This is a genomic window from Aquitalea pelogenes (assembly GCF_041914625.1).
Lineage (GTDB): Bacteria > Pseudomonadota > Gammaproteobacteria > Burkholderiales > Chromobacteriaceae > Aquitalea > Aquitalea pelogenes.
This window is the reverse complement of the sequence record NZ_JAYSDA010000008.1, coordinates 117,190-132,674: the sequence shown is the minus strand read 5'-3', so window position 1 is coordinate 132,674 and position 15,485 is coordinate 117,190. Positions and strand designations below refer to the sequence as shown.

The following is a 15,485-nucleotide window of genomic DNA, read 5'->3' as shown; positions in this document are numbered from 1 at the left end:
ATGGGCGATAAAAGCCATCATACCGGGTGCCTGGTGCAGGGAAAATCGTGGTTCAGCTGTTCTGGCCCTGCAGCTCCAGCGGCAGGTAATCGGCCGGTGCGGCGCGCTCGGCCATGGCCTGCGGCACGGTGCGGCGCGCCAGCAGAACGAACAACACGGCAGTCAGTACCGAGCAAGCGGCAAAGCCGGCCATACCACCAGCCATATAAGCCAGACGGAACAGCTCGATACCCAGTGCATAGCCAGCCATCGACAACATGCTCATGGCGGCCGATACCGTGCCCTTGGCCACCGGGGATGACATCAGGGCAAAGCGGTACAACACACCAAAGCTCAGTCCTTCGCCAAAACTCATCAGGCTCATGCCGGCCACCATCAGCCACACCGGCTCGGCGGTGAACAGCACACCAGCCAGCATCAAGAGCAGGCCGCCAACAATCGGGCCCATGCCGACAAAGACCGAACGACCGAGCGGCCAGCGATCCGCCACCATGGCCAGCGCAAAGTTGCCGGCAATCAGCCCGCCAAATACCGGCAGCTGCATCAGGCCGTATTCCACAGTACTCATGCCAAGGTCACGCACCAGCAGTACCGGCGACAAGGCAATCCAGCCCATCAGCGGCAGGGCCAGCAGTGGAATGCACAGCGCAGACAGCACAAAGCGCGACTGTTTCAGCAAGCGCAGGTAATCGGCCCCCATCTGCGTCAAGGGCTGGCGGTTCTGACCCGGCACCACGGTTTCCGGCATCTTCCACACCAGCCCCAGCAGGGCAAGACCAGCCAGCGCGGCAATCACCAGGAAGCAACTGCGCCAGGGGGCGATTTCCACCAGCGCGGCACCAGCCAGCGGGCCGACCAGTGGTGCAATCAGCGCCACATTGGCCATCAGCGCGGTTACCTTGACTGCCGTGGTTTCCTCAAATGCCTCTTGTACTGCGGCATAGCCCACCGCATTGATAAAGCACAAGCCCATGCCCTGCACCACGCGCAGCGCAATGAAAGCTTCGATGGAATGAACCAGATAAGTGGCAAGGCAGGACAGCATGAAAAAGGCCACGCCGAACAACAGTACCGGGCGACGACCGATACGGTCCGACAGGGGGCCGGTCAGCCAGGGCAACAAGGCACCGCCAACCAGAAAAGCCGTCATGGAAGTGGGCACCCAGCTGCTGCCCACCAGAAACTCGCGGGTAACCTGCAACATGGCGGGTTGCACCATGTCATTGGCGATATAAACGGCAAATTCGAACAAAACCAGCGCCAGCGGAAACAGCAGATTCGCCGCGCTGAGGGAAACATGTTTGGACTGCAAGACAACAACCTTTCTTGGCAACAAAGATCATGGCCACGGCCTGACAGGGCCGAACCCGGGCGTGGCAGAAAACAGCAGCCAGCGCACGAAAAAAAGCCGGGAATTCTACACAGATCAAGTGCTTGCGGCAAATTAATTCAAGATGAAGCAATAATTGCAGACACAACTTGCCCAAGGCCAAACCCATAGCCAGCACAGGCGCGCGGGAGTAACATGCCCACTTACAGAAGGGACAACACCGCTGTCCCAAAAACATAGTAAAATTGTCGGGTATTCACCCACTTCCATCGCCCCCATGCTCTCCAAACTGACCAAGCTGTTCGGCAACAAGCCGGACGCAGATAGCGCAGCCGATACCATGACCCTGACCGACGCCCAAGTGCTGGAGGCCGTTGCCGGCCTGACCGACAGCAATACCGGTAAAACCTATGTTGCCGCCAAGGCAGTGAAGAACATCAAGATCAGCGCTGATCAGCTGTCGCTGGACGTGGTACTGGCCTATCCGGCCGCCAGCCAGTTTGCACGGGTGGCCGAAGAATTCCGCACTGCCTTGCAATCCGTCGCGGCAGGCCGTGCATTGAATGTAAGCGTGAGAAGCCAGATTACCAGCCACGCAGCCCAGCGCGGCGTTCCCCTGTTGCCTGGCGTGAAAAACGTGATTGCCGTGGCATCCGGCAAGGGCGGGGTGGGCAAATCCACCACGGCGGTCAACCTTGCGCTGGCCTTGCAAGCCGAAGGGGCACGCGTAGGGATTCTGGATGCCGACATCTACGGTCCGTCGCAACCACTGATGCTGGGCCTGCAAGGCCAACGCCCGGAAACGCCGGATGGCAAGAGCCTGCAACCCATCATCAATTACGGCATCCAGACCATGTCCATCGGCTATCTGGTAGATGCCGACCAGGCCATGGTGTGGCGCGGCCCGATGGTGAGCCAGGCCTTGCAACAACTGCTGAATGACACCCGCTGGGACAATCTGGATTATCTGGTCATCGACATGCCGCCGGGTACCGGTGACATCCAGCTCACCCTGTCGCAAAAAGTACCGGTGACGGGTGCCTTGATTGTCACCACGCCGCAAGACATTGCCCTGCTGGATGCCCGCAAGGGCGTCACCATGTTCCAGAAAGTGGGTGTACCCATTCTGGGCATGGTGGAAAACATGGCCATCCATGTTTGCAGCAACTGCGGTCATGCCGAACACATTTTCGGCGAAGGCGGTGCTGCGCGCATGGCAGCCGACTTTGGCGTGGAGGTGTTGGGCTCACTGCCGCTGGACATGGGTATCCGCCTGGCGGTAGACCAGGGCAAACCCACCGTCGCTGCCGACCCGGATGGCAACGTGGCCGCCCTGTACAAGGACATTGCCCGCAAACTGGCGGTGAAGGTGGGCGAAAAGGCCCAGGACTTCTCCGGCAAGTTCCCCAAGATCGTCATCCAGAACAACTAAGCCGCACAGCATGATTGCGATGTTCGACTCCGGGCTGGGTGGGCTATCCATCTGGCGTGCCGTTCAGGCTACCCTGCCTGACTGGCCCATTACCTACCTGGCTGATCAGGCTTACTGCCCCTATGGCGGACGCAGCAAGGCCGAAATCATCGAGCGCAGCCTGAAAGTCGGCCGCTACCTGCACAGCCAGGGTGCCAGCTTGCTGGTGGTGGCCTGCAATACCGCCACCACCGCCGCCGTGGCCGCGCTGCGCCAGCACCTGCCCATTCCCATCGTCGGCGTGGAACCGGCCATCAAGCCGGCTGCGGCAGCCAGCCGGACCGGCCGCATTGCCGTGCTAGCCACCCAGGCCACGCTGGCCAGCGAACGGGTACAGGCACTGCTGGACAAACATGCCGGGGAGGTGGAAGTACTGCGTCGCCCCGGTGTGGGCTGGGTGGAACAGGTGGAAGCGGGAGAGCTCGACAGCGCTCTCACCCGCGCCCGGGTTGCCGCCGTGGTGCAGCCGCTGCTACAGGAAAACATCGACCACATCGCTCTGGGTTGCACGCACTATCCCTTTCTGTCACCGCTGATCCGCGAGCTGACCGGCGAGCAGATTGCGCTGTACGACCCGGCCGAGGCCATTGCCCGGCGCGTGGACTCGCTGCTGCAACAACATGGCAGCGACAGTATTGGCGATCGCTGCTACCGTTTCATCACCACCGCGCCGGACACCCAGCCCATGGCCAGCATGCTGCCATTGCTGATCGGTCACGGCCATGCTGTCGAATCCCTGAATCTGGAGTAAAACATGCGGCTACGTCACGTCTTGCAAGCACTGCTGCTCACCACCCTACTCGCCCCCGCAGCCTGGGCCTTGCCCCGGTGCAGCGATGTGGCCGGCATGGTGAACCAGCAAACCGGCAACCGGCTGGACACAGCCGAACTTGGCAACGTATTGCAGGCACTGAAACAAACCGGCCGCCTGCCGGATCAGTTCATTCCCAAGCGTCAGGCGCAAGCCGCAGGCTGGCAACCGGGCCGCAGCCTGTGGAGCGTGCCCGCCCTGCAAGGCAAATCCATTGGTGGAGACCGGTTTGGCAATTACGAAAAGCAGCTGCCGAAGGGGCAATGGCAGGAAGCGGATTTGAACTATAAAGGTGGCAAGCGTGGTGCCAATCGCTTGGTATTTTCCCGTGCCGGCCAGCGCTTTGTTTCTGTCGATCACTACCAGCGCTTTATCGAGGTGCCTGCATGTCAGTAACCATCTGCCAGTTGCAACAGATCACGTCACTGGAACAGTTTTACGATGAAATCAGCCGCCAGCTGCACTTGCCGGCCCACTTCGGCCGCAATCTGGATGCCCTGTACGACAGCCTGAGCGGCGATGTCAGCGGCCCGTTTGAAATTGTCTGGCGCGACACCGAGCTATCCCGCAGCAAACTGGGAGCCGATGTCTACGCCACACTGCTGGAAATCCTGCAATCGGTAGCGGAAGAACGTGGCGATGTGACGCTGGACATTCACCACTGAACGTTGTCGCTCGCACTCCAGCAAAAAGGCTGCCTTTCCGGCAGCCTTTTTGTTGATCACCCGTCACCGGCCCCATCAGCCCAGGCTGGCAATCCGCGCCACCGCCTCAGCCAGCCGGTCGATGCCAGTGGTGTAAGCCACGCGCACATGGCGGGCCGCGCCAAACTGGCCAAAGTCCGCTCCGGGCGTGATGGCCACGTTCACCTCCTCCAGCAAACGCGCACAGTAGGCAAAGCTGTCATCCGTTACCGCGCTGACATCGGCATACAGATAAAACGCGCCTTCAGGCTGCACCGGCAGCTGCCATCCCAGTTGCGGCAGCGCCTGCAACAGGAAATCCCGACGCCGACCAAACTCGGCACGGCGCTGTTCCAGCTCGGCAATCACCTGCGGCTGGAAAGCCGCCAGCGCCGCATATTGCGCCATCGCCGGCGGGCACAGGAACAGGTTCTGTGCCAGGCGCAATGCCGGTTCAACATAATCATCCGGCACCACCAGCCAGCCCAGCCGCCAGCCCGTCATCTGGAAATACTTGGAAAAGCTGTTGATCACAAATACATCCGGGTCCACTGCCAGCGCAGTTGCCGCATCACAGCCATAAGTCAGGCCATGATAGATTTCGTCCACAATCAGGCTGCCGCCATGCTGCTTGCAGCTGGCACTCAGTGCCGCCAGCTCGTCTGCGCTCAGCAATGTCCCGGTCGGGTTGGCCGGGCTGGCCACCATGGCCGCCACCGTTCGCTCGCCCCAGGCGGCATCCACACCATCAGCCAGCAACTGATAGCGGGTATCCGGCCCCACCGGCAGGCAAACCGGCTCACCACCCAGCAGGCTGACAAAATGCCGGTTGCAGGGATAGGTAGGGTCGGCCATCAGCACCTGATCATCCTGATTGACCAGCAAGGACAAGGCAATCTGCAAGGCGCCCGACGCACCCGGCGTCACGATAATGCGACGCGCATCCACCGTCACGCCATAGCGCTGCTGATAAAAACCGGCGATGGCTTCGCGCAATTGCGGCAGGCCCTGCGCCGCAGTATAGAAAGTATGACCATCCGCCAGCGCCTGCCGTCCCGCCTCTACAATGGCGTGTGGGGTGGCAAAATCCGGCTCGCCCACTTCCAGATGAATCACATCACGGCCCTCTGCCTGCAAGGCCCGCGCCCGCTCCAGAATGGCCATCACCTGAAATGGCGCCACGCCATCCATCCTGCTTGATAGTTTCACTGCAATCCCCTGTGCTACAGCCTGCATGCGGCAGCTGCCTGATAAGCCGCTGAGTGTAGCAAGCCCATTGCAAGCCCACCACCAAGAGGCCTGACTACTCTCGCCAGACCCACTTCCGGCCCCGAAAACAGCGCTTTCATGCAGATGCTATTGACAGGAAGCACCTCCACCAATACACTGCGCATCTCTGAGTCGGAGAGGTGGCAGAGTGGTCGAATGTACCTGACTCGAAATCAGGCGTACGTGCGAGCGTACCGAGGGTTCGAATCCCTCCCTCTCCGCCAGACCAAACAGCTAAGCCCTTGAGAAATCAAGGGCTTTTTTGTTTTTTACTTCAGTCAGTATGCCATCAGGTATGCCATTAACCATTTGCTTTCTCGGCACAACATTGCACCATTTTGGCTAGATGATGAGACATAGCTTCAACTGCTAATCCCGGCTACTGGTAACCAAACCAGTGTTTGAGCACACAGGCATCATCTGATATCAGTGCGCATGAGTGCTCTGCCCCAGCGATCTCATTGGCGAAACGCACATAAATCACCCCCACCAGCATGAACGTGCTTGGATCAATTAGCACCAGCACATCCATCAACACGGTGCCCCCTACAAACGGCGGGCCGCTCTACTGACTGATCTGCTTGTTGCTCCACAAGGAGGCGGGTTGTCGGCCAAAGCGGTCGGTGAGTCCTTCAAAGAAATATGGCCGGTTCTGTTTACAGACCGGCCATTGCCATTTTTCCTAGGTCAGGGCCTGCCTACAAGAGTCGTGGCGATTCAGACAAAGCCGGACAGCCCACACTGTCCGGCTTTTTGCGTCTGGCGCGATGGGTCAGCCTGCCAGGCGATGCGCCGCGGCGGTGAGGATGGCGGCCAGCTCTTCGCGGCGGACGACGACGGCGTCCAGCGGTACCGGCTCGGACTGGATGTTGCCGTGGCGACTGGACGTTAAATTTCGGCATCTCGCAAGACATTTGCGATGACGGGGCAATATAATCAATGGAATTATCCTTTTGCGTTAGTACATTGAGTTCTCTGTGACGGAATGCCTTTGCTTGATCGGTTTTGGCCAGTATGCCGAGAAGGTGAGCGCCTCGCAGCGAGAAGATCCGTACCGACTGTTTGCCGCTGGCCGTATCCAGCCCAACCAGCGCGGATATATCGCCATTGAACTTGTCTCCGTTTCGGGCATACAGGTTTTGGATGTCTGCTGCAGGGTCTCCGTCGCCCAAGGTACTTGCCCCCTCTTGATCAAGGGGGGAGCACAATGTCCGGTGACGTTGAATGTGATATTCCGAAAACCAAGGGATTGAGCAGTCACTATGATTCCATTGACAGAATGAGTGCTTCATAGATGCTTTCCGCCGAGTGGTTAAGAATTTGCATTTAATGCCAAACAACTTAATTGATGGATGAATTTGTGTTAAAAAATATAACTGTTCTTAATTCTGTTTGTGTCAACAATTTCCGCGGGCTGCAGAATGTTGATATTAAATTTGGTAAGCGGTTGACTGTTATTTGCGGCAAAAATGGAACATCGAAATCTACAATACTAGGTATTATTGCGCAGGCGTTTAGTTTTGATAAGGATGTTACAAAGTCACCACATAGAGATTTGTCTTCTTTTAAAACGATACGTAATAAATCGTTTAAGTCGAATCCGAGAGAGCATTTTAAAATATCTAAAGATAGCGACCCAAGTGGCTCTATGGATGTAGAAATTAACGTCTTTGATGGTGGTGAAAATAAAGAATTAAATGTCAAATTAACTCTTGTTAATTCGACTGATAGACGTGCGCCAAGGCCGGTTGTTCGTGGGAATACGGTCACTAATGATGCAAATTCCAGTAGGAATATCACTCATCCTGTTATTTATTTAGGATTGAACAGACTCATGCCGATTGCTGATAGGACTGATTATTCTGCAGAGGATGTTGCTTATTTTGACAGTATTTCAGGTGAGTTTATGAAGTTGAATAATCAAATTCTTACCACTGTAAAAAGTTCAAAAATAACGGCAACGAAGGGTAGTATCAAGTCAGTGGTTGCTCATGGTAAAAGTTACAATCATGAATGTGTTTCCTCTGGCGAGGATAATGTTGGTCAAATGCTTCAGGCATTGTTTTCATTCAAGAAACTGAAGGATGAGTATGATGACTATCATGGTGGTATTTTACTCATAGATGAAGCGGATGCAGGGCTTTTCCCGGGTGCGCAAGTGGAATTTATTAAGGTTTTGTCAAAAATAGCTAAAGACTTGTCTTTGCAGGTGGTTATGACAACGCATTCTCCACTTATGATTGAAGAGACGTTAGCTCTTGCTGGAAAGGCACCTGGAGATTATAAGACTATTTATCTGACTGATAGCTATGGAAAGGTTGAGGCTAAAGAGAATTTTTCTTGGCCAGAAATATATGCCGACCTAATGGTTAAAACTTTGGTTTTGTCGAATGAGTTTTCATTGCCAAAACCAAATATTTATTTTGAGGATGATGAGGCCTTTGATTTTTTCTGTTCCCTGATAAGACCTACTGTTCGTCAGAAAATTAACCTGATGAAAGGCGTGAAGATTGGGTGTAAAAATTACTTGGAATTAATAAAGAAGAAAATACCTGAGTTTCACGCTAGGAGTGTCATTGTTTTTGATGCAGATGTTTCTGGTGTTGGCAATATAAATAATGTCGTCAAGTTGCCAGGCGGGGTCCCGCCTGATCAGCTTGTATTTGACTGCCTTGTGAGACTGCCGCCAGGTGATGACTACTGGAAAGGGAGTGAAATTGGCTTTACAAAGTCTGTATTTGTTAGGTGTGCAAACAAAATAATTACAAGATTGGGAATTGAATTAGATGATCTAGATGGGTTTGATTTGCAGGCGGCTATCGTGAAAGACTCCAAAGAAAAATCACCTGGCGATGAACCAATTAGAGATCTTTTTAAGAAGTTTTATAATGATAAAAATATACAAGGTGTGATACACGGGAAGGTAGCTCGTAATCCGTTTAGGATTTGGCAGGCAAGTAGAAAAGATGAAGTGGAGAAATTTAGGAAGGAATTTGAGACGGCCATAAAACATGTTCTCATGCGAGGTTATGGTGTGGGCAGTGAAAAAATTAACGGCTATATTTGATATTGGTTGGAGAGGTTATGTCTGAAATTAAATCACTGGCTGTCAGTAAGTTGCTTCTGGATTTGGAAAACCCACGTTTTCCAGAAGAGGTTGTTGGGCAGCGTGCTGCTATCAATCTTATGTTGGAGCTTCAAGAAGAGAAAATAATTAGGCTTGCAAAAGATATCGCAGCCAAGGGCATGGACCCATCAGAGAATTTGATGGTTTATAAAAGCTCAGAAGAGGCTGGTTTTTTTGTTGTGGCGGAGGGGAATCGTCGCACTACAGCTCTGAAGTTGTTGGCGCGCCCAGAGCTAGCTGAAAAAGATCGCATTAGAAAGATTTTTATCAAAATAAAAGATGCAGCGATCCATGATGTAACAAGAGTTAATTGTGTAATTTTTGATGATGAAAGTTATGAGCATTGGGTCAGCTTAAAGCATACAGGAGACAACAAGGGCGTTGGTCGTGAACGTTGGACAACTCCTGAGGCTGATCGTTATCAGGCAAAGCATGGAAAGAGCTCATACCAAAATCAGTTGTATGATTTTATATTGATACATGAAAAAGAGTATGAAGATATTCTTTCGCGTAAGAAGTTTATTTATGCAACTAACTTGGGTCGTCTTTTTGGTGATAAAAGCGCTCGGGGGCGCTTTGGGTTGGTAGCTGTGGATGGGAAACTTTATAGCAAGTTGCCTTATCAAGTTTTTTTAAATAATTTTAAAAAGGTTCTGGAAAATATGACTGAAATTGAACCGGGAAAGAATAAACCCGAGTTCAATGTGAAACGAATTTACACGGTAGACAATCGTTCTGATTATCTTACTGACCTTGGGATAGAGATTGAGCCTGAATTGCAGAGTCAGGCATGGTTGCTTACTGATCCAAAACCAGTTAACCCAGGAGTAGTGAATAATCCTGAGTCGGTTCTTAATACCCCAGAAGAAGAAAGCGATAAAACTGATGGCAAAAACCGGGAGCCAGCTTCTCCGGTTAAAACAGAAGTTGTATCAGGTAGTGGTGTTACCTCAGCTCCTGTTCCTAAGTTGAATCGTAGCGTTTTAATTCCGGCTAGTGTCAAGCTGCATTTTGGTGCGAATGATAAGAAATGTGCTCAGATCTTCCGTGAACTGAAGAGCAAGATGAGCCACGACGATGCACCGTTTTCGATTGCTGTGATGCTGCGAGTATTCTTGGATTCATCTGTCTCAACCTTGATTGAAAAACAGGGACTGAAGAGCAAGGATCCTACGCGAACACCTGGTTTGCATGACAAAGTTGTCATGTGTTGTGATTTTCTGAAGGAGCAGAAGCGGCTGACTGGTGCTCAGGTATCTTCAATTTGTGCGGTTTCAAAGGATAAATTGAACGCAAAAGGGACAATTCATCAGTACGTGCACAACCAACATCAGATTCCGACGCGCGACATCGTTAACGGGGAGTGGGACAACTTCCAACCATTGTTTGAAGCACTTTGGTCACCAGAGATGCAGAAGTGAGGGGATGCTTACCACGCAAAGTGAAAGCTGCCCAGACTTGCTGCTTGCGTGGTATTCTCCGCGCTGTTGAGTCGTTGTAGATGATGGGATTGGAATGGCCTTTTATACGCCGCTACGCTATCCGGGTGGTAAGGGTAAGCTGGCTTATTACGTTAAGGCCTTGATTGAAGAGAATAATCTTCATGATGGCCACTATGTCGAGCCTTACGCAGGCGGGGCAGGTGTGGCTATCGAGCTGCTGATGCAGGAGTACGTACGCAAGATTCATATCAACGATATCGATCCAGCCGTGCATGGCTTCTGGCACTCTGTGCTGTACGAGACCGATGCTTTGTGCGCACTTATCAATGATACGCCGGTGGATATGGCGACTTGGCATGAGCAAAAAGCGATCATCGCCGACCCTGTGAACCATAGCTTGCTGGAGTTGGGTTTTGCGACGTTTTTCCTGAATCGAACAAATCGGTCCGGTATCCTGAAGGCCGGTGTGATTGGTGGCAAAGGACAGGCCGGTAAGTGGAAGTTGGATGTGCGCTATCAGAAAGCCGATTTGTTGGGACGTATCAACAATATTGCTGGGTATGAGTCACGGATTGTGCTGCATAACCGTGATACGGCAGACCTGATTCGTAGTTTGCCTACTGATATACATGAGAATGCTCTCGTTTATCTTGACCCTCCGTATTACGTGAAAGGGCAGGACTTGTACCGGAACTTCTACTCGCACGATGACCATGTTGAGATCATGGAAGCGTTGCGTGGGTCTGAAATTCGGAACTGGATTGTTTCGTATGACAATGCTGATCAAATACGCGAAATCTATAAGGATTTCCGGATGATCGAGTACTCGTTGCAGTACACCGCACAGCAGAAGAAAGTTGGGGAAGAAGTGATGATCTTCTCGAATGAACTGCTAATTCCTGAGCGACAGTTAGGCAAGCAGGCGCAGTTGTTGGTTGAATCGCCCTTCGTTTGCTAGATACATTAATGGCGGCTTTCAAAGAGGAAGCCGCCATCTTTCTTCTGGATAACGAGGGGCGGCTTTGGCCGACGAACTGCCTTTCCGCCTGGAACAGCGGCTGGTCGTCGGCCATAGCAGATTCACCCCTCGGAAATAAAAATGGCCGCCTTCCAATGGAAAGCAGCCATTTCGTCGCTTTAAGCAGTTCCCGCGTTGCTTATGCTCGCTCGTACCAACCCTTGCTCTGATTCACAACCTTGACCACCAGCAGCATCACCGGCACTTCAATCAGTACCCCCACTACCGTAGCCAGAGCTGCACCCGAGTGGAAACCAAACAGGCTGATGGCAGCAGCCACGGCCAGCTCGAAGAAGTTCGATGCACCAATCAGTGCGGATGGGCAGGCCACATTGTGTTTTTCGCCGACTGCACGGTTCAGCCAGTAGGCCAGTGCCGAGTTAAAAAACACCTGGATCAGGATAGGCACGGCCAGCAAGGCAATCACCAGCGGCTGCTGCAGAATGGCCTCACCCTGGAAGGCAAACAACAGCACCAGCGTTGCCAGCAGGGCTGAAATCGACCAAGGGCCGATCTTGGCCATGGCAGCATCGAATGCCGCCTGCCCCTTGCTCAGCAGTGCTTTGCGCCACAGTTGGGCCAGAATCACCGGAATCACGATGTAAAGCCCAACCGAGACCAGCAAGGTATCCCAAGGCACGGTAATGGCTGAAATCCCTAGCAGGAAGCCAACCAGCGGCGCGAAGGCCACTACCATGATGCTGTCGTTCAGTGCTACTTGCGACAGGGTAAACAAGGGGTCGCCGTTAGTCAGTCGGCTCCACACGAAGACCATGGCGGTACACGGCGCAGCAGCCAGCAGAATCAGACCGGCGATATAGCTGTCCAGTTGCTCTGCCGGCAGCATCGGGGCGAACAGGTGGCGGATGAATAGCCAGCCGAGGAATGCCATGGAGAAAGGTTTGACCAGCCAATTCACGAACAAGGTCACGCCAATACCGCGTACATGCTGGCGTACCTCGTGCAAGGCAGCAAAATCCACCTTTACTAGCATGGGGATGATCATCACCCAAATCAGCAAACCGACTGGCAGGTTAACCTGGGCCACTTCCATCTTGCCGATAGCCTGAAAAACGCCGGGCAGAAATTGCCCCAGCCCAATCCCGATCACAATGCAGGTAAATACCCACAGCGTGAGATAGCGTTCAAACACGCTCATCGGGAGGGCGGCAGCCTTCTTGGCCGTTACTTCGCACTGTGCTGACAATTTGAACTCCTTAGTATCAAGTTTCTTGTTGTTGACCAAGCGTGCGCAGCTTGGCTTGCAAGGACATACGATCGATTTTGTCGATGGGTAGGCTCAGGAATAAGCGAATGCGATTGGCGATTTGCATTTGGGCAGTCATGAATGCTTTGTGCTGCTTGTCATGATTGCCTTGAACAGTGGCCGGATCGGCAAATCCCCAGTGCGCAGTGATCGGCTGCCCCGGCCAGGCCGGGCAAGCCTCTCCTGCAGCGTTATCGCAAACGGTGAAGATGAAATCCATCAGCGGTGCATCCGGCTGGGCAAATTCGTCCCAACTTTTGCTGCGCAGCTCTCCCAGGTTGTAACGCTGCTCGGACAGGATTTCCCGTGTCATAGGGTGAATTTCACCACGTGGGTGACTGCCGGCACTATAAGCATGAAAGCGCTCCCGCCCCAGCTGGTTCATGATGACTTCAGCCATGATGCTGCGTGCGGAATTGCCAGTGCAGATGAACAGGACGTTATAGATCTTGTCGCTCATGTCAGTCTCCCTGCTTGGCCAGATGGGCCAGTTGTAACAGTCGCTCCACACCGACAGGCTCCTGCTTCAGCAGTGGCACCACGGCATAACGCTTGGCATGATGCGTTGCCACTGCATCCACTTCCTTCAACTCGTTTAGCGCACGCTGCCGCAGCAAGGCAGCGCTGGGTTGACTGGCCGCCACACTGTTGTTGATCACCCAGGCCCAAGGCTCAATGCCGGCACGGCGCAAATCTTGCTGCAGATTGGCTGCCTCCAGCACCGGAGTGGTTTCCGCCAGTGTGGCAATCAGTACCTTGGTCTGTTTGGGGTCCTGCAACTGCATCATCGGCGTGGTGAAATGCAGACCCTTGTTACCCATCTGGCGGGAGACTTCACGATGGTAAGCTCCGGTAGCATCCAGAAGCAGCAAGGTGTGGCCTGTCGGTGCCGTATCCATCACCACAAACTTCTTGCCGGCTTCGCGGATGATGCGAGAGAAGGCCTGAAACACAGCAATCTCTTCCGTGCAGGGTGAGCGCAGATCCTCTTCCAGCAGGGCGCGGCCTTCTGCATCCAGTTTGGCTCCCTTGCTGGCAAGCACTTGCTGGCGGTAGCGCTCGGTTTCGCCATGCGGATCAATACGGCTGACAGTCAGGTGGGGCAGTGAACCCTCCAGTGTCTCCGCCAGATGGGCGGCCGGGTCCGAGGTCGTCAGATGCACGGGGAGACCACGTTGTGCCAACTCGACGGCGACGGCAGCGGCTAGCGTGGTCTTCCCTACACCGCCTTTCCCCATCAGCATCACCAGCCCGTGGCCATCTGCAGCAATCTCATCAACCAGCGTGGACAGACTTGGCGCATTCAGCAGTGTGACCGGCGGAAGCGCCACTTGCGCAGTCGCTGCATGGTCATCGACCAATAAACCACGCAATGCATCCAGCCCAACCAGGTTAAATGGCTTCAGTGCGATGGTGTCGGTTGGTAGACCTTGCAATACTGCCGGCATTTCAGCGCGTGCTTGTTGCTCGCGGGTGGCGATTGCAGCGGCCAGCGCATCCTGTTCAATGGCTGACGCGGGGAGCAGACCATTGATCACCAGATATTGTTGTGACAGGCCGATTGCAGCTAACTCTTCATGCGTTCTTGCCACTTCGCGCAGCGTGGCGCGCTGTGCACGGGCCACCAGAACCAGCCGGGTACGCTGTGGATCGGCCAGCGCCTCAACGGCTGCCTTGTACTGCGTCCGCTGTTTCTCCAGGCCAGCCAGCGGGCCAAGGCAGGAGGCATCGCCTTTACCTTCTTCCAGAAAGCCACTCCAGGCTCCCGGCAGTTGCAGCAGGCGGATGGTGTGACCGGTAGGGGCGGTATCGAAGATGATGTGGTCAAAAGCTGCGGTCAAAGCGGAGTCCACCAACAAGGCGGTGAACTCATCAAAGGCGGCAATCTCAGTGGTACAGGCCCCTGACAGCTGCTCTTCAATGCCCCGCACCACGGCATCCGGCAATACGCCACGTACCGGTCCCACAATGCGATCGCGGTAGGCTTGCGCCGCCTCTTGCGGATCAATTTCCAGTGCTGACAAATTCACCACGGCAGGGATTGCCGTGATGTGATTGCCGATGCTGATACCAAACACCTGTCCCACATTGGAAGCCGGATCAGTACTGACCAGCAACACCTGTTTGCCAGAGGAAGCCAGCTGCACTGCTGTGGCGCAGGCAATGGAGGTTTTTCCGACTCCGCCCTTGCCGGTAAAAAACAGAAAGCGCGGAGCTTGATCAAGGAAGCGCATCGCCACTCTCCCGCTTAGCAGCAGCTACTGCCGGAGCAGCAGCCAGATGCCGGTTTCGCTTCGACTGCAAGTTGGCTGATGCCGGCCCAGCGTGCCAGTTCGGCACGGCGCGGGTAACGACCTGCCATCGCCAATTCGCCATCAACCAGGATCAGCGGCAGCCCTTCTTGTCCGCTACGCTCCAGGAAGGCTTTGACAGTGGCATTCTCGGCAAAGGCCAGCGGCTGCTGCGCGAGGTTAAAACGCTCGATCTGGGCACCGTTCTGTTTGGCCCAATCTACGTCAGCGGAGAAGCTCACCAGCGCCTGGTCAACGTCCACGCCACATACACCGGTACTGCAGCACAATGCCGGATCAAAAATCTGGATGGTTTTCATGGCTGTTCTTTCTTGTGTCTGTGGGTAGAGCTGCATCAGGGCTGCGCGTTGTGCCGGCTTCAGGCTGATGACTGGACGAATGGTCTTGGCTTTCGCCTCGGCTTCTTCCTGGGTCTGGCACAGGCCAAGCTCCAGCAGGACGCCCACGGCGACGGTACCGGTACGGCCTTTACCGCCACCACAATGGAAGCCCACTTTCTGGCCTGCGCGATAGGCAGCAACCACCGCATCGATGGCATTCTTGAACAGGGCAACCTGATCCTGTGCCGCATCATCGCCTAAGGGAATCTTGGTCCAGATCACACCTGGTGCGGCGGTCGCGCAGCCAGTGGACTCTTCGCGCAGATCCACAATCACTTGCACACCGTCCTGTTCTACCATGGCCGCGACATCGCTTGCGCCACCGAGGAAGACATGGTCGGCAATCAGTTGGTGATAGCTTTTGTTTTCGTTCAT

Annotated in this window: 13 protein-coding genes and 1 tRNA gene; 8 read left to right on the top strand and 6 right to left on the bottom strand. The window is 54.3% G+C overall.

Going from position 1 to position 15,485, the window contains the following annotated elements; all coding sequences use genetic code 11:
- Nucleotides 1-52: 52 nt before the first annotated feature.
- Nucleotides 53-1,312 carry an MFS transporter gene (locus ACE3SE_RS08955; RefSeq protein ID WP_082695888.1) on the bottom strand — a complete coding sequence of 420 codons (1,260 nt, stop codon included), beginning with the start codon at nt 1,310-1,312 and terminating at the stop codon, nt 53-55.
- A gap of 358 nt (nt 1,313-1,670) precedes the next feature.
- Between ACE3SE_RS08955 and apbC the strand changes: the two genes are divergently transcribed.
- From apbC to ACE3SE_RS08935, 4 genes are read left to right on the top strand one after another with little or no spacing between them, the layout of a single operon-like run.
- The gene (gene apbC / locus ACE3SE_RS08950; protein WP_374554793.1) at nt 1,671-2,762 is read left to right on the top strand and encodes an iron-sulfur cluster carrier protein ApbC; all 1,092 of its coding nucleotides are present in this window, start codon (nt 1,671-1,673) and stop codon (nt 2,760-2,762) included.
- Nucleotides 2,763-2,772: 10 nt separating this feature from the next.
- The gene (gene murI / locus ACE3SE_RS08945) at nt 2,773-3,552 is read left to right on the top strand and encodes a glutamate racemase (RefSeq protein ID WP_082695889.1); all 780 of its coding nucleotides are present in this window, start codon (nt 2,773-2,775) and stop codon (nt 3,550-3,552) included.
- A gap of 3 nt (nt 3,553-3,555) precedes the next feature.
- Nucleotides 3,556-4,008, top strand: coding sequence for a ribonuclease domain-containing protein (locus tag ACE3SE_RS08940; protein ID WP_045845653.1), 453 nt, complete (start codon nt 3,556-3,558; stop codon nt 4,006-4,008).
- Nucleotides 3,999-4,277 (top strand): barstar family protein, encoded by a 279-nt coding sequence (locus tag ACE3SE_RS08935; RefSeq protein ID WP_374554740.1) that lies wholly within the window; start codon nt 3,999-4,001, stop codon nt 4,275-4,277. Before ACE3SE_RS08940 ends, ACE3SE_RS08935 begins: the two co-directional genes overlap by 10 nt.
- A gap of 75 nt (nt 4,278-4,352) precedes the next feature.
- Here ACE3SE_RS08935 and ACE3SE_RS08930 read toward each other — a convergent pair whose 3' ends face one another.
- A complete protein-coding gene (locus ACE3SE_RS08930; RefSeq protein ID WP_374554738.1) occupies nt 4,353-5,531 on the bottom strand; it encodes a pyridoxal phosphate-dependent aminotransferase in 1,179 nt (392 codons plus the stop codon).
- Between the two features lie 167 nt (nt 5,532-5,698).
- On the opposite strand from ACE3SE_RS08930, the gene ACE3SE_RS08925 reads away from it, so the two are divergent.
- The 4 genes from ACE3SE_RS08925 (at nt 5,699) to ACE3SE_RS08910 (ending at nt 11,091) form a co-directional block, all read left to right on the top strand.
- Nucleotides 5,699-5,788: transfer RNA gene (locus ACE3SE_RS08925), tRNA-Ser, on the top strand.
- Between the two features lie 1,124 nt (nt 5,789-6,912).
- A complete protein-coding gene (locus ACE3SE_RS08920) occupies nt 6,913-8,631 on the top strand; it encodes an AAA family ATPase (protein ID WP_374554736.1) in 1,719 nt (572 codons plus the stop codon).
- Nucleotides 8,632-8,648: 17 nt separating this feature from the next.
- Nucleotides 8,649-10,112 (top strand): hypothetical protein, encoded by a 1,464-nt coding sequence (locus ACE3SE_RS08915; protein WP_374554734.1) that lies wholly within the window; start codon nt 8,649-8,651, stop codon nt 10,110-10,112.
- 94 nt (nt 10,113-10,206) lie between these two features.
- Nucleotides 10,207-11,091, top strand: a complete 885-nt coding sequence (locus ACE3SE_RS08910) for a DNA adenine methylase (protein WP_374554733.1) — start codon at nt 10,207-10,209, stop codon at nt 11,089-11,091.
- 199 nt (nt 11,092-11,290) lie between these two features.
- On the opposite strand, the gene arsB is transcribed toward ACE3SE_RS08910, so the two are convergent.
- From arsB to arsD, 4 genes are read right to left on the bottom strand one after another with little or no spacing between them, the layout of a single operon-like run.
- The gene (gene arsB / locus ACE3SE_RS08905) at nt 11,291-12,358 is read right to left on the bottom strand and encodes an ACR3 family arsenite efflux transporter (protein ID WP_445290650.1); all 1,068 of its coding nucleotides are present in this window, start codon (nt 12,356-12,358) and stop codon (nt 11,291-11,293) included.
- 16 nt (nt 12,359-12,374) lie between these two features.
- Nucleotides 12,375-12,878, bottom strand: coding sequence for an arsenate reductase ArsC (locus ACE3SE_RS08900; protein WP_374554731.1), 504 nt, complete (start codon nt 12,876-12,878; stop codon nt 12,375-12,377).
- Nucleotide 12,879: 1 nt separating this feature from the next.
- The gene (gene arsA, locus ACE3SE_RS08895; RefSeq protein WP_374554729.1) at nt 12,880-14,652 is read right to left on the bottom strand and encodes an arsenical pump-driving ATPase; all 1,773 of its coding nucleotides are present in this window, start codon (nt 14,650-14,652) and stop codon (nt 12,880-12,882) included.
- Nucleotides 14,653-14,666: 14 nt separating this feature from the next.
- Entirely contained in the window at nt 14,667-15,485 is an 819-nt protein-coding gene (gene arsD, locus ACE3SE_RS21255) for an arsenite efflux transporter metallochaperone ArsD (RefSeq protein ID WP_445290649.1), read from the bottom strand.

Excerpts from the sequence above, each read along its gene's own strand:
- ACE3SE_RS08915 (WP_374554734.1), top strand. The coding sequence starts at position 8,649 with ATGTCTGAAATTAAATCACTGGCTGTCAGTAAGTTGCTTCTGGATTTG.
- ACE3SE_RS08920 (WP_374554736.1), top strand. The coding sequence starts at position 6,913 with ATGGATGAATTTGTGTTAAAAAATATAACTGTTCTTAATTCTGTTTGT.
- ACE3SE_RS08910 (WP_374554733.1), top strand. The coding sequence starts at position 10,207 with ATGGCCTTTTATACGCCGCTACGCTATCCGGGTGGTAAGGGTAAGCTG.
- arsA (WP_374554729.1), bottom strand. The coding sequence starts at position 14,652 with ATGCGCTTCCTTGATCAAGCTCCGCGCTTTCTGTTTTTTACCGGCAAG.
- murI (WP_082695889.1), top strand. The coding sequence starts at position 2,773 with ATGATTGCGATGTTCGACTCCGGGCTGGGTGGGCTATCCATCTGGCGT.
- arsD (WP_445290649.1), bottom strand. The coding sequence starts at position 15,485 with ATGAACGAAAACAAAAGCTATCACCAACTGATTGCCGACCATGTCTTC.
- ACE3SE_RS08930 (WP_374554738.1), bottom strand. The coding sequence starts at position 5,531 with ATGCAGGCTGTAGCACAGGGGATTGCAGTGAAACTATCAAGCAGGATG.
- ACE3SE_RS08900 (WP_374554731.1), bottom strand. The coding sequence starts at position 12,878 with ATGAGCGACAAGATCTATAACGTCCTGTTCATCTGCACTGGCAATTCC.
- ACE3SE_RS08935 (WP_374554740.1), top strand. The coding sequence starts at position 3,999 with ATGTCAGTAACCATCTGCCAGTTGCAACAGATCACGTCACTGGAACAG.
- ACE3SE_RS08940 (WP_045845653.1), top strand. The coding sequence starts at position 3,556 with ATGCGGCTACGTCACGTCTTGCAAGCACTGCTGCTCACCACCCTACTC.
- apbC (WP_374554793.1), top strand. The coding sequence starts at position 1,671 with ATGACCCTGACCGACGCCCAAGTGCTGGAGGCCGTTGCCGGCCTGACC.